We start from the raw sequence: 20379 nt of genomic DNA on the forward strand, positions 1-20379 counted from the left end.
GAATCTCCCCTAGGAGTTGCGGGCCGCCTGGACCCCCTGCATGAAGCATTCACGGTTCAGGGGATTGTTCTTCCCCTTGCGCTGGAAGAAGGTATCGATACCGTCGGCAAATTCTTCGGCCGGGAACAGACCCGTCGCTTCAATAGCCGCACCAAGCATGATGATGTTGGCACCACGGGGGTTCTTCAGTTGCTGCGAAAGTTCGGTAGCCGCTACGCGGACCACGCGGATATCCTTGCGGAACTCGCGCTCGGCGACCATGCTCGTGTTGACGATCAGCACGCCACCTTCCGCGATATGATCCACGAACTTGTCCACAGCACCTTCATTCATGGCGATCAGGGCGTCCATGCGAGAATAGAAAGGGTTGAGGATCTCGCTGTCGCCAATACGCAAATGGCAGCTCGCGGTACCGCCGCGCATCTCCGAACCATAAGAAGGTACCCAGGTCAGCTTTTTCCCTGCTTCCATGGAAACATTGGCCAGCAACAGGCCTGCCGTCAGAACCCCCTGCCCCCCGAAACCAGAACAAGTGATGCTAAGCATTGATTTTTACTCCATTTTTAACAAATTCCCCCAAGGGGTACTGGGATTCGACCGTGGTCTCGATATGTTTCATGGCCGCTTCAGGGGTCATGTACCAGTTGGTCGGGCAAGGGGAGAGGATCTCCACCAGGGCGTAACCGCCACCGTTCATCTGGTTTTCTACGGCAGCACGGATGTATTTTTTGACCTTGTTGATCTCCTTGGCGGAATGCAGAGCACCGCGGGCCAGGTACCCCACTTTGCGTTCCTTCATGAAGGCAATGACATCCAGCGGGAGGCCTGTGGTCTCGGCATCTCGCCCTTTTGGAGAGGTGGCCGTTTTCTGGCCTGGCAGGGTCGTGGGGGCCATCTGGCCACCAGTCATGCCGTAGATACCGTTATTGACGATGATGACCGTGATGTTCTCGTTACGAATGGCGGCGTACATGGTCTCCGAGAAACCGATGGCCAGGGCGTCACCGTCGCCCTGATAGGCGATGACGCAATTTTCAGGGCGAACACGCTTGATGCCCGTGGCCACAGCAGCGGCACGGCCGTGCGGGGCCTGGATCCAGTCCGTACCGAAGGAGTACATCATCAGGCCGCCGCAACCGACCGCCAGGGACACGATCGTTTCATCGGCAAGGCCCATTTCTTCCAGTACTTCGGCCAGGATCCGGTTGATGATCCCGTGACCACAACCGGGGCAATATCTGTTGTCTTCGATCAGAAGAGCGGGCGTTTTTTTCTCAGCCATGGTTCTGCACCTCTATTCCGCGATGAGCTTGACAGCTTTTTCAATGATTGCCGAAGGTTCCGGGATATTCATCCCGCCAAGGAAATAATGCACCGGCACACGCTGGCCCGTAGCCAGCAGCACATCTTCCTGCAGACGCGGCAGAGCGCTCAGCTCTACCGTGAAGTAGCCTTTTACGGCGGGGTTCACTTCCGAAAAACCGTCGACAGGGAAGGGCCAGAGGGAAATGGGACGCAGCAGGCCCAAGCGGATGCCCTTGGCACGGGCCATGGCCACAGCCTCCTTGCAGATACGTGAGCTGATGCCATATGCCACCAGGACCACATCAGCATCCTCCACGCAGACGTTTTCCCAGCGCTGTTCCTTGGCGATCATCGTGTCGTATTTGGCTTTGATGTAGGCATCGAAATCTTCGATATAGTACATGGTGGACGAGACCCGCTTGTTGGGACCGCCGTGCTTTCCCCGCATGGCCCATGGTTTGTCGAAGTCCACGTCGCGCATTGCGGGCAGCTCTACCGGCTCCATCATTTGAGCGATGGAGGCATCGGAAAGCAGGAGTGCCGGATTGCGATATTCGTCGGCTTTATCAAAGGCCAGCATGGTCAAGTCCACGCTCTCCTGAACGGAAGCAGGAGCATAAACAAGCAGCTTGTAGTCACCGTGACCACCGCAGCGCGTGGCAGTAAAATAGTCGCTCTGAGCCTGGAAAATGTCGCCCAGGCCGGAACCGTAGCGCTGCACGTCCACGAAGACGGCGGGCAGTTCGGCGGAAGCAATGTAGGAGATACCTTCCTGCAGCAGGCTGAAGCCCGGGCCGGAAGAGCTCGTCATGGCACGACATCCGGCAGCGGCAGCTCCGTACACCATATTGACGCCCCCAAGCTCGGATTCCGCCTGCAAAAAGACACCGCCTACTTCGGGCAGACGGGCGGACAGGTATTCCAAGATCTCCGTCTGGGGAGTGATCGGATAGCCCCCAAAGAAGCGGCAGCCGGCGCGGACAGCGGCTTCGGCCAGCGCATGATTGCCTTTCATCAGTTTCATCGCCATCGCCTAATCCTCCACTCGCTCAAAGACATTGTCAGGACAAACAGTGTAGCAGATCGCACAGCAGGTGCACTTTTCCTCATCCATACTCACGACCCGGTAGCCTTTTTTGTTCACAACATCAGAAAACGACAGTGCCTCAACAGGACAGCTGCGGACGCAGTAACCGCATTCCTTACAGCGTTCCACATGCTGTATCATCTTTGCTTTCCGCTTCTTTTCTTCAGCCATGGTCTATCTCCATATTGTGCTGCATCGTTATCCTGTGCATCGAGTCTTTCCCTTTCCTCATGGGAAGGCGGCTCTGTTCCCACTCACAGCAGGATGATTCAGGGGTAGCCAGACCTGGTCTTTTTGTCAAATTTTTTTGTATATACGATTTTTTATTCGTATATACGAATAAAATATTGAAAACCCTCTTCAGATACCGTAAAAACGAAAAAACGGCCGCGCACAGCTCATGCGGCTGCCCACGACCGTCCCTAAATAGGAGAAGGCATGTCTTCAAACAGAACTACGCAACGGGCCTTGCAAATCCTTTGCCTCCTAGCCAAGCGCCCGGACGGGATGACTCTTTCGGAAATAAGCTTGGAACTGGAAATGCCCAAAACCAGTGCATTCGATATCCTGCAAACCCTACGTCAAGAGCATTTTTTACGGGAAACACACAAACGCTTCAGCATCGGGTATATGGCGCACGAAGTGGGACGTTCCTATCAACCGGATAGAGACCTTTATGGTATAGTTCGGCCGGAGCTGCCGCCTTTGGGGGACAAATTCGGCATGACGGCTTCATTGGTCTTCCATGAAGAAGAAGGACTTGTTTATGCGCTCGAATATCGCCCGGCAAATTCCATCGTCTCATCAGGGGCTTCCAGCGGCTACAGTTTCATCCATGCTTCTGCATCAGGGAAAGCCATCTTTGCTTATCTTTCTCCTGCAAAACTGAAGAAAGAACTAAAAAAATTGAGTTTTACAGCACTTACAGAAAATACAATTACAGACGAAGAATCGTTTTTAAAAGAACTGTCAAAAGTCAAATCCTGTGGATATGCCGTCGATAGATTCGAATTCAATGCTCTGCAGACATGCATCTCCGTACCTATTTTCCATAGTGGTCAAGTAGTCGCAGCTGTTACATTGTCCGGATTACAGGTACATGAAAATGAGATAAACACTATTGCCAGTGATATCATGAAAACTGTAAAAAATATTGAGGGAAAGATGCTTACACATGTTAAAAGTTAATGCATATCTATTTTGTCAATAAATATACTCGTATAATATCATTGTATTCAATCCATATTTTCACTATTGAAATGACTTCCAGCAAAAAACAAAGTCCCTGATCCTCTTAGAGGATCAGGGACTTTGTTTTTTGCACTCAAATAGACATCTGATGGGAAAGGAAATCGGATTGTCCTCAGCTGCCTAAAAGACCATCACTCTAGCAGACATAGTTGCAGTCTTATCCCACAATCATCAGAAGGGAAAAATCTGCCAATACGTTTGTCAACTCCCTTTCCGAACATCACTGCCCCGCATGACGCATACGCGCCCCCGCACAGACCATAATCAGGATCAGATATCCAGAGCGGCGTGATAGCCCCAGTAGACGGCATTGGTGATGGTGGAAACGCGGGCGGCATCACCGATGATGCGCACAAAGGGCGCGCCATCCTGCAATTCTTCCACGATATCCGAGCACGAACGCTGCCCAAGGGCCGCAATGACGCTTTTGCCGGGCACGAGGAACTGCCGCCCTTCCTTGTCTTCACACCAGATGCCGTCAGGGCGGACTTCCAGGCCCCGGCAGCCGGTGTGGACAGTGGCGTATTTTTCCACTTCCTTCAGCAGCAGGGGGCGGTGGCGCACGTTGGCATCAGGCGCAAGGGCATCCCGCATCTCCACGATATGGACGGTCTTGCCTTCCTGGCCCAGATGGATGGCGCACTCACACCCGGCAAGGCCGCCGCCGAAGACGACCACATCTTCCCCGACCTTGTCCTTTTCCTTATAGTAATTGTTGACCACGACCACATTATCGCCCTTCAGCCCGGGGATGGGCGGCAACAGCGGACGGGACCCCACAGCGATGATCAGGGCATCGGGCGCCTCCCGTTCCACATATTCCGCGGTCACTTCCGTATTGAGGCGAATCTCCACGCCAGCCTTGCGGGCAAGGTGGGCATAGGTCCCGGCCAGCTGATACATCTCGTACTTGAAGGGAAGAGCCTGTTCACTGCGCAGGATGCCGCCGAGGCTGTCCTCTTTTTCGCACAGGATGACCTGATGGCCGCGCCGGGCCGCCGCCCAGGCCGCATACAGGCCGCCGGGGCCACCGCCTGCCACCAGGACTTTTTTCTTTTCCGGCGCAGGCAGCACATAGTCGCCTTCCATTTCGCGCCCGATAAGCGGGTTGACCGTACAGCGACGCGTGGCCGTGGCCGCACGCTCAGCCATACAGGTAAAGCAGCGCAGGCAACGGACGATCTCCTCGTCCCGGTTGGCCATGACCTTTTCCGGCAGGAAGGGATCGGCCAGCAGCGCACGCGCCATATACACCACGTCGGCCTTGCCGGACTTGATGATCTCTTCCATCTGGGCAGGATCGTTCAAACCGCCGATGGTGGCCACAGGGATGGAGACATGCTTTTTGATCTCCGCCGCCAGATAAACATTGCAGCCGTGTTCCTTGAACATGGAAGGATGCGTATCCCCAAAACCGCGCTGGTAGGTACCGGCGGAAACATGCAAAAGGTCGATGCAGTCTTCCAGTTCCTGAGCGATGGCGATGCCGTCTTCCAGCGTGTAACCGCCCTCGAACAGCTCAGAGCCGCTCATGCGAAATTCGATGGGAAAACCGGGGCCCACGGCCTCGCGCACGGACTGCAGCACCCGGCGGGCAAAGCGGCAACGGTTCTGGATACTGCCCCCGTATTCGTCCGTCCGGTGGTTGAACCAGGGCGACAAGAACTGGTTGATGAGCCAACCGTGCCCGCCGTGGACCATGATCATCTCAAAGCCCGCGCGTTTGGCCAGACCGGCGACCTGCCCATAGGCAGCCACGATCTCGTCGATCATCTCGTGGCTCAGTTCCCCCACTTCCACGCCGTCGGGGCGTACGCAGGCCGAAGGTCCCCACTGGGCAAGACCATGCTGTCGGCTTTTGTCCGTCATATACGTGCCGGAATACATACCGGAATGGGAAAGCTCCACACTGGGGATGGCGCCATGCCGGCGGATGGCGTCCGCCGTATAGGCAAAGGAGGCCAAAGAATTCAAAATGGCCGTATCCAGATGATAGGCATGGCTGCCGTCGGTCTTCGGATGCACCATGCATTCGCTGATGGTGACGGCACCGGCGCCGCCCTTGGCCCGCAGCTCATAAAAAGCAGTGGATTTGGGGCCGATGCAGCCGTCGTTGGTAATGTCCGTACCGCCCATGGGCGCGGAAAACATGCGGTTGCGGAACGTGACACGCCCAATAGTGATGGGTTTGCACAAATGAGGGAACTTTCTTTCCATAAAAACTCCATGCTGTCGTTGTAACGACATGACGCTTCACCCGTTCAGGGAAAGTATCTGAAAAACAAAATATATTGGTAGGATAGTATATCGAAGACTGCCAAGATCCTGACAACCTTCCACGAGGAGGACACCGTGCGGCCAAAGAGCTGCCGGCAATGCTGGCAGCCTGCAACGGAACAGACTGCAGGACCGCGGCAGCAGGAGATGCTCCGACGCTCCAGATCGTTTCCCTCGCAACTATCCGGCTGAAAAAAAGACGGATCGCCTGCCATATCCGCTCCATATTGCCTTGAATGGACACGGCGTACCCGCCTCTGTTTGGTTTGATAGTACGAAAACAAGAAAAAAGCAAAATTTCCCTACATAGAAATACGGCGGCCCACAGCGAGAATCGTTTGCATCCTCTCCATCTCCGTCGGGATATACTCGTATCATGTCCACGCTACGGCCCTGTCTATACGTCAAAGCGGTATGGGACAAAAAAAGGGGGACGGTCGATACCGTCCCCCTGACCAGGCTTCAGCCATGAGTGTACATAACAAAAAAACCACCCGCACAGCGGGTGGTTTTGATTTTCCTTGGTGGGCAGTACAGGACTTGAACCTGTGGCCCCCGCCTTGTAAGGGCGGTGCTCAACCAGCTGAGCTAACTGCCCAAGCTGCCTTTTCCAGAGCGGAAAAGGCATGCCGTCTTCTAATATAACGCCGTACGTGTGTCAACCGCAGCCGCCGATCAGCTGAATTGCAAGGGCTTTGCCATCAGCGTTGCCATGTCTCCGGCCAGCTTTTCCTTGAGGGCCGCGGCACGTACGGTATCCTTCATGATCATGTCCACCTGACGGCTGTGGATCAGCAGATAGCCGATCAGGCGCGTCCGGCGCAGGGTCTCTTCGGCGTTGTACGCTTCCGCCACGGCAAACATGGAATCGTTCTTGATGTCCACACGGAAGCCGTGGGTCTCCAGCAGGTCGGCCAGCATCCTGGCGCGCAGGATGCGGCGGCTGACGTCCGCTGCCCCGCCCTTGAACTGGAAGCTGACGAAGTTCTCGTGCTCATCCTCGCCCGCAAGACATTCCACCGTGCAGAAATGATACCCGTACCGGGCCTGCAGGATCATATAGCGCGAGGCGATGATGAAGAAGTTCTTGTCAGCCATGGCCGTAGGCGCCGTACTTTCCAGCTCCCGGTTCATGGTGCTCTCGAACACGACGCTCATGAAGCCAGAGGCGCTGGTCGCCGGCGGCCCGGCCCAGGGCACGGCCACCATGCCGTTCCACAGGGCCAGCATGGGTTTGCAGGCGATGTCCCCCAGCTCAACCAATGGTCCGTTGACGCTGCGCTTGAAGCCGTCATCCATGTCGATGACCCAGTATTGCAGCTTGACGCCCACCTTGAGCTGTTTGCCCATGTTGCGGTTGAGGGCCGCCTCGCTGTCGAACATCAGCCCCACGGCCTTTTCATGGCAGAAGCGGGTGATGTCGTGCAGGCTCGTGCAATTGGCCGGCGAGAAATCCGGCGAATCCGGGTCCAGCAGATGCAGGGGCGTCATCAGGGCCGCCAGTTCCTTGAGGCGCTGATAGACGGGGCTCCCGGCCATAAGGTTGGGGGGCGTCGCCCCTGCCGGGATCAATTCGGGATGGCTCCCGGCCAGTACCGTGCCCCGGTCGGCCAGCAGCGTGACCTCACCGGCATTTTCCAGCAGATGGCTGGCATCCTTCAGACTGAACAGGGCCGGGAGCTTGTATTCCCGTGCCACAGAGGCCAGATGCCCGGCCATGCCGCCCGTTTCGCTGATCAGGCCCGCGGCCCGGGAAAGCAGCGTGGCCCAGCGGGGCTGCGCCCGTTCGATGACCAGGATGCCGCCTCGCGGGAAAGAAAGCATGTCCGCGTCTTTGCGGGCCACGAAAACAGGTCCCACAGCCACCCCGGAGCTGACGGCCATACCGCCCTGTGCCAGGACGGGCAGATCGCCGGGGTCTTCTTCTCCGGCCACTGCCGCCGGGGCTTCCTCCACCTGGTCGGGCGCGCTCTCGAATAGCGGACGGCTTTGCAGGACCACGATACGCGTGTTGCCCTCATAGGGTTCCAGCGCCCATTCCACGTCCTGCGGCTCGTTGTAGAATTCTTCCAGCGCCAGGGCCACCTGCGCCAGCTCGCGGGCCTGGGCATCCGTCAGGCTGGGACGGACAGCAGCCTCGCCTTCCAGATCGGAACGGCTGACGCCCTGTGCCGCCTCGGGAGCGCAATCCAGGCGGAACGCCTTGTAGGCGATATGCTTTTCAAGCAGTTCCGGCGGATTCTGGCGACTGAAGGCGAACACGTCCGGTGTGACGGCCCCGTCCACCACAGCCTGGGGCAGCCCGGGAACGGCATTGAGCGTCACCTGTCCCCTTCCCTGCCGGCTGGCCACGGGGTCGCGGCTGTAGGCCACACCGCCGGCCAGCGCCTGCACCATGCTGAGCACGCCCACACTCATGGGCGCAGCCTCATCCGGGATGCCGCGCTGGAAACGGTAGCTCATGGCCGTGACCGCGTACTTGCTGGCCACGATCTCCTTCCAGACTTCGCAGGCTTCTTCGGGCAGGACATTCAATTCCGACCTGTACTGACCAGCAAAGGTCACGCCCAGAGCATCTTCGCCCACGGCGCTGCTGCGCAGGGCAAGGCGCAGCTCGCTGCCGCAACGTTCCACCATGCCCGCCACGGCCTCTTCGATGGCCTGCTCCAGCTGCGGCGGCAAGGGCGCGTTGAGGATGCACTGCTGCAATGCGGCCGACAGGCTGAACAGATCGTCCATGCTATCCATGTCCGCGCTCTGGATGCGGCGGGAGATCTCGTCACGCAGCCCGTTGTATTCCATGAAGGCATGATAGGCGTTGACCGTCACGGCAAAACCGTCCGGCACGGCCAGCCCCACATTGGCGGAGACTTCGCCAAGATTGGCCATCTTGCCGCCGACCTGCGGCATGTCCCCCAGACGGATGTCCGTCAGGGGCAGCAGCAGGGGGCCGTCCGTGACCAGGCTCTTCCGCTCCAGCACATCGGTGATGCGGCCGCTGACATCATTGAAAGCGGTCTGCAGACTTTCGTACTGGTTGTCGGAAAGCGCGTTGAGCTCGCGTACCATCTGGTACACGGCCGTTGCCGCCCGCGTACCGGCACCGCGAACATAGCTCATGCCGAAGGGTCGCGAACCGGCCAGGGCCTCTTCCACTTCGCTCATGATCTCGAGCGCGTTCTTGTTGGAGGACAGCAGGCGACGGAACCGGGCACAACGTTCGCGGAGCTGCTTTTTCAGCTCTTCCTCGCGTGCCAGATCCTCGGTGCTCAGCTCTTTCTGCCCGCCCAGCAAGTGTCGCAATCGTGTGAATATGGACATATCACGCAGCGGCGCGAACCGCCTCCTCCATCTTGATGATCAGCTCGTTGATGGCCACGGGCTTCAGCATATAGTCGTAAGCCCCCAGATCCATGCCCTGCACGGCCACACCGAGGGAGGCATGGCCCGTCAGCAGCAGCACAGGCAGTTTGGGGGCGATCTTCTTCATGTGGCGCAGCGTTTCCAGCCCATCCATGCCGGGCATGCGCACGTCCATGACCACCACCTGGAACATGGTCTCGGGCTGCTTCATGGCCTCCGTGACGATATCCAGCGCGCTCTGCCCGTCAGGAGCCGTCACGATGGTCATGCCGCGGCGGGACAGACGTTTTTCCATCAGCTGCAGGAATTCCACTTCATCATCAACAAAGAGTGCGTGCATGGCATTCTCCTAAGCGTCTTCGCTGGTTTCAAGGGGTTGGCTCGGCGGTTCCGCGGGCAGGCTGATGCAGAATGTCGTCCCCTGCCCCACAACGCTGCTGACCTCTATACGGCCACCAAGCTTTTCCAGAATCGTAAAGCAGATGGCCAGGCCAAGCCCTGTACCCTCGCCCACTGCCTTTGTGGTGAAGAAAGGATCGAAGATGCGCTGCATGGTCTCTTCGTCCATGCCCGGCCCCGTATCCTTGAAGTAGATGCGTGCGCCATCTTCCCATGGTTCGGTGCGCACGGCGATGGAGCCATTCTTGCCTATGGCGTCGATGGCATTGTCGATGATGTTGATGAACACCTGCTCCAGCTGGGCCGAATCGGAAAGGATGACCGGCACATCGGCGGAAAAGTCCTTTTCAATGGTGATATTGCGGCCGCGGGCCTCGGTCTTGAGGAACTCCGTCGCCTGATCCACCAGAACGTTGACCATGATCTCCGAGCGGCCGGGATTCATGCGCCGGCCAAAGCCCAGCATGCGCTGCGTGATCCCCTTGGCACGCTGCACGTGCTTTTCGATCTTGTCCGTGCTCTCCATGATCTCGTCGTAATTGACCATGTTCTTGGGGTTCTCGTCCTGCAGCAGGTCACGGATCCAGCCGGCGTTCTCCTGGATCAGCATGAGAGGATTGTTGACCTCATGGGCCACGCCTGCGGCCATCTTGCCGAGAGCCGCCATCTTACTGGATTGCAGCATGCGGGCGTCGATATGGGCCTGCTTGCGGTCGGCGGCCGTCAGACAAGAGACGATGTAGCGCGTCCCCAGGAAGGCACCCACCGTGACCAGCACGGCACCCAGTCCCACGAAAAGCAGAATATAGATGCGCAGGCGGTGCAGCGGAGCCAGGCTTTCCCGCACATCGTCCACCACCACCAGCAGCCAGGGCATGGAATCCAGATGCATCATGGCCGCCAAAGGCTCCTTGCTGCCGCTGTCTCCCGGCTGGGACAGCAGGGGCACAAGGGCGATGCCCTGACGCAGCACGTTGGGCAAGGTGACATCAAAGTGCTCCAGGATGCGGCCGTAATCGCGGGAATCGGTCTGCAGCACGCCCTGCTCGTTGATCAGGAAGGCGTCACTGCGCTCCCCGGAGTACACGCGCTGCAGCAGGCTGTTGATGGCTTCCATGTCGATGGTGGCACGCATGATGAAGCTCTCGCCCCCTTCATGACGCAGGACGGCGATGATGAAATGCGGCACATTGCGGAAGCCCATGAACACGTCGCTGACGAAAACGCCCTTGCGCAGAACCTCGGTGAACCAGGGCGCATTGACGTAGTTGGCATCACGCAGGTCGAACGGCCCCACATAGGAGATGTGGCGGCCGTCCATGCCGATGATGCCAAGGTCCACGAAGGAGCGCCCGCTCTGCTGCATGACCGTAAAGATACGGCTCAGCCGGTCGGGATCCCGCAATTCGGCAAGGTCATGCGTAAAGGCCAGCGTTTTTATCTGGGAAACGCGCTCATGCAAAAAGGTATCCAGCGCCCGGTGTTTACTGCTGCAAACGGCTTCGATACCGGCAGAGATCTTTTCATCATAGATGGAATTGATGCGGTCTATGCTGAAGATCCCCAGTGCCACCAGCGGCAAAAGGGCAAGCCCCAGATGCGTGACGAACAGACGGCGGAAGATGCGTCTGTATTCCCGTGTGGAAGGCATCTACTCCTCCTTGGCTGAAATCTGGGAAAGGTCTCCACCAGTCAGCAAGATACGGCAATGGTTCAGCATGGTCTTGCGGGTCGCCGCCACCTTGGCGCTATCCTGCATGATCATGTCCAGCTGGCGGGTATGGATGGTCAGATAGCCTGCCACAGCCAGCAGGCACTGGCCTTCTTCCATATCCATGCCTTCAAGGCGCGCTGTCACGGCGTCATTGCGGACCACCGGCGTCAGGCCGAATTCCCACAGCAGATCGGCCACGAAGCGCACCCGCAGGATGCGGCGCTCGATATTGGCCGCCCCGCCGCGCAGCTGGAAGGCCACGTAATTTTCCGGCGTACGGTCCCCCAGCCGGGCTTCGACGGAGACGAAATGGAAGCCGAAGCGCGAATGCAGGCTGCAATAGTCGCGCGAAACCATAAAATAGTTCTTTTCCGTAAAGTAGGCCGTCTGTGCCGCCGGATCCAGATTGGGATTGGCCGTGGCCTCGAACAGCACGGAAAGGAAGCCCTTGCCGTCCACCGGCGGGGGCCCCTGCCAGGGATAGGCGTTCATGCCGTGCCAGATAGCCTGCATGGGGATGGAGGTGATGTCCTCCACGTCGATGACCGGGCCGGGCTGGACCTTGCCGAAGCCGTCATTAAGGTTCACGACCCAGAACTGTTTGAGGACCTTGTCCCGCAGCTGCTTGATGCGCTGGGCCGCGTACTGTTTGTCGGACCCCAGGGTGAACATGGCGCTGACGGCCTTTTCATGGCAGTAGCGGGCGATATCGTGATAGGTCTGGCAGTTGGCCGCCTTGAAATCCACGCTGTCCACGTCGATGGTCAGGGGAAGGATATGTTCCGCCGCATGCTGCAGCACCCGATACACGGGGCTGCCGGGCAGATAGTCGCGGGGCGGACGGGCCTGGGCCAGCAGCTCGTCCAGCTGGCCGGTGAAGACACAGCCCATCTCCGTGCAGACCGTCACCTTGTCGCCCGGGGTCAGCTTTTCCATGGCTCCGGCCAGGCCGAACATGGCCGGGATGCCGAACTCGCGGGCCAGAGAGAACAGGCGCGAGCCCAGCAGGCCGTCCTCGGCGATGATGGCCCCGGCACGGTCCACCAGCGAAGCCCACTGGTACAGATCGCGCTGCACCACCAGGATGCCGCCGTCAGGAAAATCCAGGACATCAGACCAGGAACGGGCGATGACCACCGGGCCGCAGGCCCTGCCGCGGCTGGTGGTGACGCCGCCGGTCAGCAGGGGCGCGGGCAGGTTGTCATCCGCGCGGGACTCGGCCTCGTCTTCACGCTCTTCCTGAGTCCGGGCCTTGATGACCATGGGGCGCGCCATGAGCACCTGCGTCCGGCCGGACGGCGTGCGCAGCCAGACCATGGACTGTGGACAGCCGGACATATTTTCCAGCTCCATGGCCAGGGCCGCCACATCAGCGGCGGCCTGATCGGAAAAGGAACTGCCGTCCTCGGCGTCATGCATACATCGGGCGCTGACTTTGTACGGCGGGGTCCGGGAAACATGCATCACGTTGACGGGCACCAGCGAGTATTCCATGTCCTGCGGCAGCCCGTTACAGAAATAGATATGGACGTTACCGCCCTTCAGGTCGATGGGGTTGGCCGTATGGGCCATGCCGCCAAAGCTGTCCTCCTCCACGGCAAGGCAGGTGATGCAGATGCGGGCATTGGCTTCCATCAGGCCGCGGGCACGCCGGTAAACCAGGGCCTGGGCCTGCTGCTTGCGGGCCAGCGTCGTATGCAGGGAAGCCAGGATATCCATATCGGACGCATGCAGGGAGACTGTGGGGCCCCAGACCAGCAGCCCGGGATCCGTGCCCGGCGTGTCCTCGCCGTCATCCATGCAGGGCCACAAACGCCCTTTGAACAGCAGGCGCATCTCGCCCGGACATTTTTTGCGCAGCTCCGCCAGCGCGGCACAAAATTCTTCCACCAGCCTGTCCGGTAACGGCGTGCTTTCCGTCAGTTCGCTCAGGCTTTCCGAAAGATCCTGCAAGGTCTCGGGGAGGTACCCCCCTGCGGCCTGGATGCGCCGGTTCATCTCTTCCAGCATCCCCGTACCGGCAAACAGGCTCATGCAGCCTGCGGCCGTCACCACGAAACCGTCAGGGACTACATCGGGGCTCTGACGGCGCAGTTCGCCAAGACGGGCCGTGGATTTGTCGGCCAGATGGGCCTCCGCTGCACGGCCCGCCTCTTCCAGCGGGATGATGTACGGTCCCTCCAGTAATTGCACATGCGGGTAGACCTCACTGGCAACCGCTGTCTGCAAATGGTCGAAGCGTTCGTACAGGGCCTTGCACTGGGAAGGATTGAGGCGTTCGAGATGCTGGATGCACTGGTACACCTGCGTGGCCACGCTGGTGCACAGGGCCCGGACCCTGTGCAGGCCAAAGGGATGGTCACAGCACAGGGTATATTCCAGTGAGGTCATGTTCTCCTGGAATTTGTTCCAGGCCGTCAAAAACAGTTTGAAGCGATGATGCCGGACGGCAAACGTATGTTCCGGGCTGCCGTCCGAGGCGGAGCTGCCTTTTTTATCGCTGGTAAACCGTTTGAAAAATTTGCTTAAAAACATTCTCTTCCTCGTCCGAAAAAACAAGGGACGGCAGGATCAGCCGTTTTACAGAAGGCCGGGAAAACGATTTGCAGGATATTGTGCATAATATCCCAAGCAGGCCGCAGATTCAAGCCCGGTCAGGGATTTCGGCAAATTTCTCACCCGTCTCCTGCGCTATGGTCCCCCCCAGGGCGGTTGCTGCCTGCTGCAGATCCTGCGGTGTGTTGACATTGAAAAAAGCACGGGCGTCTTCCGCCCCGTACTTTTCGAAGCATTGCAGTTCGAGGGGCACGGCTTCCCGCATCTTGAGATGCCCTCGGGCCACAGCAGCTTCCAGAAAAGGGGCGGCCTCCACCCGGTAGATGGCGGCCAGGGATTCCGTCCAGCCATTGGGCGCCATGAAGGCCGTCATCAGGGACTGGCGGGGAGAGGCGGCAAACGCTGCGACCAGACGTCGCAACATGCCCGTATGCATGAGCGGCAGGTCGCACGAAAGTGCCAGCACCGCAGGGATACCTTCCGCGCGGGCACGGACCAGAGCCGCATGGACGCCGCAGATGGGGCCGGAAGCCGGCAGAAGATCCGGCACACAATTCTGCCGGGCATACGTCTGCCCGGCACGGCACGAGACCCAGACCTGTTCACACAGCGGCCGCAGCAGGGCGACGCTCCGTTCAAGCAGGGTCGGGGCAGTATCCCCTCCCAGCCGCAACAGGCTCTTGTCCCGGCCCATACGCCGGGAACGCCCCCCCGCCAAAACGACACCGGCGATCCGTACCACGCTCCCTCCTGCCACTGGCGGCCACAAAAGGCCTTGCCAAGACGTCTTCCTGCCAGCATAATGCCCGCCGGAGAGGCTGGCAAGTCTGTGGTTGACAGACAGCCGAGTTCTTTACTAAGTTTTTTGAAAATCATTTTCGGATTCATCCTATGCTCGCAATCGCTCCCCGATGCAGCTCTCGAACGGCTGCAAGCCTCCTGATCCTGGCCCTCCTGTCGCTGCTGCCCCTGTCCCTGCAGGCGGCCTCACGACCCGTCCATGTCCTGGCAACAACCTACCCCGTCTGGCAGCTGGCCCGTCCTCTGGTGGCCGGTCTGGAAAACGTCCGGCTCGACCTGCTGATCCCTGCCGCCACCGGCTGCCCGCATGATTACGCGCCGACCCCGGCCGACCTGACCAAGGTGGCGACTGCGGACGTGATCCTGATGAACGGCCTTGGACTGGAGGCAGCTTTCGCCCCGGCCCTGGCCCAGGCCGAAGCCCGCAAAGCCGACTGCAGCCAGGGCATCGCCCTGCTTGCCGGCCGCTCCGACCATGAGGAAGAAGGGCACGATCATCATCACGATGACAACCCGCATGTCTTCACTTCTCCTGCTGCTGCGGCCCAGATGGCCGGGACCATGGCCGAAGCCCTGATCCGTGCCTGCCCGGAACAGGCGGAAACCGTCCGGAGCAATGCCGCTGCCCTGCAAAAAGGCCTGCTGGATCTAGAAAACCGGCTTGCCGCCCTGGGGGCCGCCCATCCCGGTGCCTGCGTGCTGCTGCAACACGACTCCCTGGCGTACATGATGCGTTCCGCAGGCCTGAAGGTCATGGACGTTTTGCAGGAAAACGAAGAGCAGGCCCCCTCTGCCGCCCGGTTGCTGGAATGCATCGAGCACATCAAGAAAGAACGGCCCGCCCTGCTCATAGGCGAGCCCCAGTTCTCGCCCCGTCCCCTGGAGACCCTGGCCGCCGAGACGGGCATCCCCGTCATCCAGCTGGATTCCATGGCCTCGGGGCCGGAAAATACTCCTGTGAACCATTTTGAACAGCAGATGCGCAACAACTGCCAGATCCTCGAAAATGCCCTCTCTCACTAATCAGCCTGCGGCCATCGACATCGCCCATGTGGATGTCCGCCGCGGGGATCTCCACATCCTGCAGGACATATCGGCTGCCGTCCCCCAGGGGAGCAGCACGGTCCTGGTCGGCCCCAATGGCGCGGGAAAAAGCACCCTGCTGCACTGCATCATCAACGAGATCGCCTATACCGGCGAGATCCGCATGCAGGGGAAAAGCGGCCGGAGACCCCGCCTGGCCTATGTGCCGCAAAACCTGCAGATGGACAGCGCCCTACCCCTGACCGTGGCCGAATTCCTTTCCCTGGGGCACCAGCGTCGTCCCCTCTGGCTCGGCATCAAGGGCAGTGCTTCCCGGCGCGCCCGTGCGGCTCTGGCGCCCGTGCATGCGGAACACCTCATCCGCCGTCGCATGAGCGACCTTTCCGGCGGAGAACTGCGTCGCGTCTTGCTGGCTGCAGCCCTGGCCCGTGAGCCCGAGATCCTGCTGCTGGACGAACCGGCGGCGGGAGTGGACTTTCAGGGGGAACGCCTTTTCTGGGAGGTCCTCGACAATGCCCGGCAGCAACAGGGCTTTACCCAGCTCATGGTGACCCACAACCTGCCTCTGGCGGCCCATTACGCCGATCACGTCATCGGGCTGAACAAAAAGGTCATTGCCCAGGGGCCGCCCCAGCAGACCCTGCTGGCCCCTACCCTGATGAAGCTGTTCGGCGTGCCCATCCATCTTTACCCCAACCAGTGCGAACACCCTGAAGCCGCCTGCAACAAGTGCGGCGCCCTGTGCCACGCCCTGCGCATGGCCCCTGCGGGCAGGGAAGACAAGGGGCAGCGCCATGCCTGATATCTCCTCCATCTGCCATATGCTTTCCCTGCTGCCGCTGGACTGCCTCAAGCTGAGCTTCATGCAGCAGGCCCTGCTGGCCGTCCTGCTGCTCACCCCCATGACAGCCGCCCTGGGAGTGGAGGTCATCTCCTTCCGCATGGCCTTCTTTTCCGATGCCATCGGGCATTCGGCCTTTGCCGGTGTGGCTTTGGGCCTGCTGCTCTCGATTGACCCGCACTGGTCCATGCCTGCGTTCGGCGTGCTGGTGGGTCTGGCCGTCATGGCCGTACGCCGGGGCAGCGCCCTTTCCTCGGATACGGTCATCGGCATCGTCTTTTCGGCCGTCGTGGCTTTCGGTCTGGCCGTTGTCAGCCGCCAGCCGGGCATGGCCCGCACCATGCAGCAATTCCTTTACGGCGACGTGCTGACCGTGAGCCAGGGCGAGATCGTTTGTCTGGCCGTTCTGTTCGTCGCCCTGCTGATCTTTCAGATCATCGGTTACAACCGTTTGCTCTATATCGCCCTCAATCCTGTCATGGCGCGTGTCCACGGCATCAATGTCTGCCTGTGGCAATACGCCTTTTCCGGTCTGCTGGCCCTGGTCGTCATGTTTTGCGTCTGGACCGTGGGCGTGCTGCTGGTCACGGCCATGCTCATCGTCCCGGCGGCGGCAGGCCGCAACTTTGCCCAGACGGCGGGCGGCATGTTCTGGTGGGCCCAGGTCGTGGCCGTCACGTCCGGGGTAGCCGGTCTGCTGCTCTCGGCACAGGAATGGATGTCTACGGCCAGCGGCGCCACCATGATCCTTGTGGCCTGCGTCTGGTTCGCCCTCAGCAGCGTGTGGGCCCGCTTGCGCCGTCCCCACCGGCTTTCGTGATGCAGGAGTCCTGATCCATGAGCATGCGCGTCCTGGTCTTTGCCGGCAGCCGCTCCCAGCTGCTGCAGCATATCCCCGTAGAACGTACGGTACGGAGTTTCCGTGCCTGGGAGCCCCGCCTCGTCCTTTCTTCTGAAAGAGGGGATCACGCCCTCTGGGCTCCCCTGCTCGACGACTATGGCGTTACGCCCTGCCACCGGCTGGGCCCGGCCCCGGCCTCCCTTTCCGATGCGAGCCTGCTGGCCCACATCATGAGCAGCGCCAGTCTGCTGCTGCATCGGGAAGCCCCGGCCGCGGTGCTTGTCTACGGCCATTCCGTCACGACGCTGGCCGCGGCTCTGGCCGCAGCGGAACACGGTATCCCGGTCATCCATGTGGGCGCCGGGCAATGCCCGGAAGGCATGAGCAGCCCGGAAGAGCGGCATGCCGAGCTCACGGACCGCCTGTCCAGTCTGCTCTGCTGTCTCGATCCTGCCGATGAACAGGATCTGCATGCCCGGCAGATGGAACGGGGGACCTGCGTCACAGGCGATACCCTCTATGATCTGTTCGAGCAGGACCGCCCCCGCCTGCAGCCCTTTGAGGAGGCAGAGCGTCATGGAGCGACCTTCGGGGAATTCATCCTTTGCTATCTTTCCCGGCCAGCGGCCCTCCGCAGCCCCGACGGCATCCGCTCCCTGCTGGAAGGATTGCAGGCCCTGCACGCCCGGCAGGAGCGTCCCGTCCTGCTGGTGCAGCATCCGTCCGCCCTTGCCTGTTTCCAGGAGCGGGAGCAGCAGATCCCGGACGGTATCCGCATCCTGCCGCCTCTGACGCACATCGCCTTCCTGTCCCTCGTATGCGCCAGCACCTTCGTCGTGACGGACTCGCCCGCCCTGCAGCGGGAGGCCCTGTATGCCGGCAAGCGCGCCCTGCTGCTTCCTCCGGTACCGTCCGGGTCGGCCGCCGTGCAGAACGGCTGGCATATCGCCTGCGCCTCTGCCGCAGACCTGGCCGCCGCCGGAGAAACCGTACTCCAGCCCTGTCCGCATCCGGGTCTGCCCGGGACCAGCGGTCAGGCTTCCCGTCGAGTGGCGGCTGCCGTCATGGCCATCCTTGCCGACATCGCGGACGGCATCCCTCAGGGGGACAGCGCCTCCGGTCCACAGGATGATTGACGCTCTATCCTCCGCAACCTGTTGACAATCAGGGAAAAACGCGAAACAAGGATTGCTCGGTGTTTTCACCGGGCAATCTTTTTTTGCCCTGTACAGAAGAGCACAATCCCCGGGAGGAACCATGGATGCGCTTATGCTGAGTCAACCGGAAACCGTGGCCTTTGGGATAGCCATGGGAGAGAAAAAGGCCAAAGCCGGCTGGGTGCGTCAGATCGTGCTCGCCTTCTGGGCCGGGGCCTTCATCGCCTTTGCTGCGGAAGGTTCCAACATGGCCGCCTTCAACCTGCTCGCCCGGCCGGAGACCTACGGTCTGGGCAAATGTCTGGCAGGCACCATCTTTCCCGTGGGCCTGATGCTGGTCATGCTGACGGGGGCGGAACTCTTCACCGGCAATACGCTCATGTGCATGGCCCTTGCGGAAAAACGCATCACCCTGGCAGCCATGCTGCGCAACTGGCTGTTCGTCTACATCGGCAATTTTTTGGGCAGCCTCTTCCTTGCCCACATGATCGTCACGTCCGGCCAGCTCGCCAGCGGCGCCGGGATGCTTGGCGGTGTGACCCTGCGCATCGCCGCCAGCAAGGTCGCCCTGGACTTTCTGCCCGCCTTCTACCTGGGCCTGATGTGCAACTGGCTGGTCTGTCTGGCGGTCTGGTTCTGCTGGAGCGCCCGCAGCCAGACCGGCAAGATGCTGGGCATCTTCTTCCCCATCTGGCTGTTCATCACCTCCGGCTTCGAGCACAGTGTCGCCAACATGTATTACATCCCGGCGGGCATCATGGCCGCAGGCAACGAACTTTTTGCCAAGGCTTCGGGCCTGTCCGCCGAGGCGCTGGCCAGTCTGACCTGGGGCAACTTTGCCATCCACAACCTCATCCCCGTCACCCTGGGCAATATCGCCGGCGGTGCTCTGTTCGTCGGCATGATCCACTGGTGGACGCACCGGGGGGCGCTGACGGCCAGACAGGGCCACTAAAAAATAGGCCCGACGAGAGGCCCCGGGCACTGCCGGACAGGATGTCCACGCCTCTCGCTCCCTTTCCCGCTGAAGACAATATAAAAGGCGGACATCCCTTCACGAACGGATGTCCGCCTTTTTCTGTCCTGGCAGAGAGTCTTCAAAAGACCGCCACGCGCCACGAGCGACCTCGTACCTGCGATCTTTTCGACCGGCCAGACCGTACATACCAGGATCTGCCTTGCAGCGGATGCGATACTGCAAGGCTGCTCCCCCTTCCGGAGATTAGCGCCACTCGATACTGTCTATCAGCCCTTCCAGGGCAGGATGTCCTCCGATGATGGAGATCACACGCAGATCCGTACCGGCAACATGGACGACAGTCACACCATTATCCCCGAATGCGAAGCTGTAGACACCATCTTCTTCCATGATATCGCTCCCCCCCAGGCCCTGGGCCATCTCGGCAGCGAAGGCTGCCGGATCGACATCCTGGGCTGAGGCCACGGTCACGGTCACAATGGCTTCCCTGTCGGGCGATACGAACCCCACCATGGCGCCCTTTTCCTCCATGACCTCCCATCCCGGGGGCACATCGGCACGGAAGCCGTCGAAATCTCTGGCCATACAGGCCACAGGAAGGATCAGCAGCAGGACAAGAAAAACAAGCAGTTTTTTCTGCATCGATATCTCCTTGAAGAGAAAGGACTTCGCCCGGACGGAGCCGGCCTTGTCCGGAAAGGGCCAGGCATCTTCCGGGATGACCATATGCGCAGCCCGCACGAACAGCCTACCCCGCCCGTCTG

17 protein-coding genes and 1 tRNA gene are annotated in these 20379 nt (G+C 60.2%); 6 read left to right on the plus strand and 12 right to left on the minus strand.

The features are described from left to right. Nucleotides 1-9 precede the first annotated feature (9 nt). From ACQRAG_RS00725 to ACQRAG_RS00740, 4 genes are read right to left on the minus strand one after another with little or no spacing between them, the layout of a single operon-like run. Nucleotides 10-546, minus strand: coding sequence for a 2-oxoacid:acceptor oxidoreductase family protein (locus ACQRAG_RS00725; protein ID WP_304025940.1), 537 nt, complete (start codon nt 544-546; stop codon nt 10-12). Continuing rightward, nucleotides 539-1282 carry a thiamine pyrophosphate-dependent enzyme gene (locus tag ACQRAG_RS00730; RefSeq protein ID WP_304025942.1) on the minus strand — a complete coding sequence of 248 codons (744 nt, stop codon included), beginning with the start codon at nt 1280-1282 and terminating at the stop codon, nt 539-541. The genes ACQRAG_RS00725 and ACQRAG_RS00730 overlap by 8 nt, the downstream gene beginning before the upstream one ends. Before the next feature lie 12 nt (nt 1283-1294). Continuing rightward, a complete protein-coding gene (gene vorB, locus ACQRAG_RS00735) occupies nt 1295-2329 on the minus strand; it encodes a 3-methyl-2-oxobutanoate dehydrogenase subunit VorB (RefSeq protein WP_304037333.1) in 1035 nt (344 codons plus the stop codon). 9 nt (nt 2330-2338) lie between these two features. Then, nucleotides 2339-2563, minus strand: a complete 225-nt coding sequence (locus tag ACQRAG_RS00740; protein ID WP_304025946.1) for a 4Fe-4S dicluster domain-containing protein — start codon at nt 2561-2563, stop codon at nt 2339-2341. Between the two features lie 267 nt (nt 2564-2830). On the opposite strand from ACQRAG_RS00740, the gene ACQRAG_RS00745 reads away from it, so the two are divergent. After that, complete coding sequence (locus ACQRAG_RS00745) at nt 2831-3580, plus strand: IclR family transcriptional regulator (RefSeq protein ID WP_304045975.1); 750 nt, start codon at nt 2831-2833, stop codon at nt 3578-3580. Between the two features lie 333 nt (nt 3581-3913). On the opposite strand, the gene ACQRAG_RS00750 is transcribed toward ACQRAG_RS00745, so the two are convergent. The 7 genes from ACQRAG_RS00750 to mobA all read right to left on the minus strand — a co-directional run bounded on the left by ACQRAG_RS00750 (nt 3914) and on the right by mobA (nt 14694). After that, on the minus strand, nt 3914-5860 hold the full coding sequence (locus tag ACQRAG_RS00750; RefSeq protein WP_427803727.1) for an FAD-dependent oxidoreductase: 1947 nt from the start codon (nt 5858-5860) through the stop codon (nt 3914-3916). 582 nt (nt 5861-6442) lie between these two features. After that, a tRNA-Val gene (locus tag ACQRAG_RS00755) sits at nt 6443-6518 on the minus strand. Nucleotides 6519-6595: 77 nt separating this feature from the next. Further along, a complete protein-coding gene (locus tag ACQRAG_RS00760; protein WP_427803728.1) occupies nt 6596-9241 on the minus strand; it encodes a PEP/pyruvate-binding domain-containing protein in 2646 nt (881 codons plus the stop codon). A gap of 1 nt (nt 9242) precedes the next feature. Then, entirely contained in the window at nt 9243-9623 is a 381-nt protein-coding gene (locus ACQRAG_RS00765; RefSeq protein ID WP_006005507.1) for a response regulator, read from the minus strand. Nucleotides 9624-9632: 9 nt separating this feature from the next. Next, on the minus strand, nt 9633-11333 hold the full coding sequence (locus ACQRAG_RS00770; RefSeq protein ID WP_303876433.1) for a sensor histidine kinase: 1701 nt from the start codon (nt 11331-11333) through the stop codon (nt 9633-9635). Next, on the minus strand, nt 11334-13787 hold the full coding sequence (locus ACQRAG_RS00775) for a PEP/pyruvate-binding domain-containing protein (RefSeq protein ID WP_302261578.1): 2454 nt from the start codon (nt 13785-13787) through the stop codon (nt 11334-11336). Nucleotides 13788-14040: 253 nt separating this feature from the next. Next, nucleotides 14041-14694, minus strand: coding sequence for a molybdenum cofactor guanylyltransferase (gene mobA, locus ACQRAG_RS00780; protein WP_303876435.1), 654 nt, complete (start codon nt 14692-14694; stop codon nt 14041-14043). A 149-nt stretch (nt 14695-14843) separates the two neighbouring features. On the opposite strand from mobA, the gene ACQRAG_RS00785 reads away from it, so the two are divergent. The 5 genes from ACQRAG_RS00785 to ACQRAG_RS00805 all read left to right on the plus strand — a co-directional run bounded on the left by ACQRAG_RS00785 (nt 14844) and on the right by ACQRAG_RS00805 (nt 19591). Then, on the plus strand, nt 14844-15776 hold the full coding sequence (locus tag ACQRAG_RS00785; protein WP_204673754.1) for a metal ABC transporter substrate-binding protein: 933 nt from the start codon (nt 14844-14846) through the stop codon (nt 15774-15776). Continuing rightward, nucleotides 15760-16599, plus strand: a complete 840-nt coding sequence (locus ACQRAG_RS00790; RefSeq protein WP_168935687.1) for a metal ABC transporter ATP-binding protein — start codon at nt 15760-15762, stop codon at nt 16597-16599. Before ACQRAG_RS00785 ends, ACQRAG_RS00790 begins: the two co-directional genes overlap by 17 nt. Further along, nucleotides 16592-17458: a metal ABC transporter permease gene (locus ACQRAG_RS00795; RefSeq protein ID WP_289616095.1), complete on the plus strand. Its 867-nt coding sequence runs from the start codon at nt 16592-16594 to the stop codon at nt 17456-17458. Before ACQRAG_RS00790 ends, ACQRAG_RS00795 begins: the two co-directional genes overlap by 8 nt. 17 nt (nt 17459-17475) lie before the next feature. Continuing rightward, nucleotides 17476-18615: a UDP-N-acetylglucosamine 2-epimerase gene (locus ACQRAG_RS00800; protein ID WP_427803729.1), complete on the plus strand. Its 1140-nt coding sequence runs from the start codon at nt 17476-17478 to the stop codon at nt 18613-18615. Between the two features lie 121 nt (nt 18616-18736). Beyond that, the gene (locus tag ACQRAG_RS00805; protein ID WP_168935690.1) at nt 18737-19591 is read left to right on the plus strand and encodes a formate/nitrite transporter family protein; all 855 of its coding nucleotides are present in this window, start codon (nt 18737-18739) and stop codon (nt 19589-19591) included. Between the two features lie 267 nt (nt 19592-19858). Here the strand turns inward: ACQRAG_RS00805 and ACQRAG_RS00810 are convergent, their stop codons facing one another. Then, a complete protein-coding gene (locus ACQRAG_RS00810) occupies nt 19859-20257 on the minus strand; it encodes a hypothetical protein (protein ID WP_289616092.1) in 399 nt (132 codons plus the stop codon). Nucleotides 20258-20379 lie beyond the last annotated feature (122 nt).

Source organism: Desulfovibrio sp. SGI.230 (assembly GCF_050313065.1).
Lineage (GTDB): Bacteria > Desulfobacterota > Desulfovibrionia > Desulfovibrionales > Desulfovibrionaceae > Desulfovibrio.

Coding starts and splice junctions, on each gene's coding strand:
- ACQRAG_RS00725 (WP_304025940.1), bottom strand. CDS start 546: ATGCTTAGCATCACTTGTTCTGGTTTCGGGGGGCAGGGGGTTCTGACG.
- ACQRAG_RS00730 (WP_304025942.1), bottom strand. CDS start 1,282: ATGGCTGAGAAAAAAACGCCCGCTCTTCTGATCGAAGACAACAGATAT.
- vorB (WP_304037333.1), bottom strand. CDS start 2,329: ATGAAACTGATGAAAGGCAATCATGCGCTGGCCGAAGCCGCTGTCCGC.
- ACQRAG_RS00740 (WP_304025946.1), bottom strand. CDS start 2,563: ATGGCTGAAGAAAAGAAGCGGAAAGCAAAGATGATACAGCATGTGGAA.
- ACQRAG_RS00745 (WP_304045975.1), top strand. CDS start 2,831: ATGTCTTCAAACAGAACTACGCAACGGGCCTTGCAAATCCTTTGCCTC.
- ACQRAG_RS00750 (WP_427803727.1), bottom strand. CDS start 5,860: ATGGAAAGAAAGTTCCCTCATTTGTGCAAACCCATCACTATTGGGCGT.
- ACQRAG_RS00760 (WP_427803728.1), bottom strand. CDS start 9,241: ATGTCCATATTCACACGATTGCGACACTTGCTGGGCGGGCAGAAAGAG.
- ACQRAG_RS00765 (WP_006005507.1), bottom strand. CDS start 9,623: ATGCACGCACTCTTTGTTGATGATGAAGTGGAATTCCTGCAGCTGATG.
- ACQRAG_RS00770 (WP_303876433.1), bottom strand. CDS start 11,333: ATGCCTTCCACACGGGAATACAGACGCATCTTCCGCCGTCTGTTCGTC.
- ACQRAG_RS00775 (WP_302261578.1), bottom strand. CDS start 13,787: ATGACCTCACTGGAATATACCCTGTGCTGTGACCATCCCTTTGGCCTG.
- ACQRAG_RS00785 (WP_204673754.1), top strand. CDS start 14,844: ATGCTCGCAATCGCTCCCCGATGCAGCTCTCGAACGGCTGCAAGCCTC.
- ACQRAG_RS00790 (WP_168935687.1), top strand. CDS start 15,760: ATGCCCTCTCTCACTAATCAGCCTGCGGCCATCGACATCGCCCATGTG.
- ACQRAG_RS00795 (WP_289616095.1), top strand. CDS start 16,592: ATGCCTGATATCTCCTCCATCTGCCATATGCTTTCCCTGCTGCCGCTG.
- ACQRAG_RS00800 (WP_427803729.1), top strand. CDS start 17,476: ATGAGCATGCGCGTCCTGGTCTTTGCCGGCAGCCGCTCCCAGCTGCTG.
- ACQRAG_RS00805 (WP_168935690.1), top strand. CDS start 18,737: ATGGATGCGCTTATGCTGAGTCAACCGGAAACCGTGGCCTTTGGGATA.
- ACQRAG_RS00810 (WP_289616092.1), bottom strand. CDS start 20,257: ATGCAGAAAAAACTGCTTGTTTTTCTTGTCCTGCTGCTGATCCTTCCT.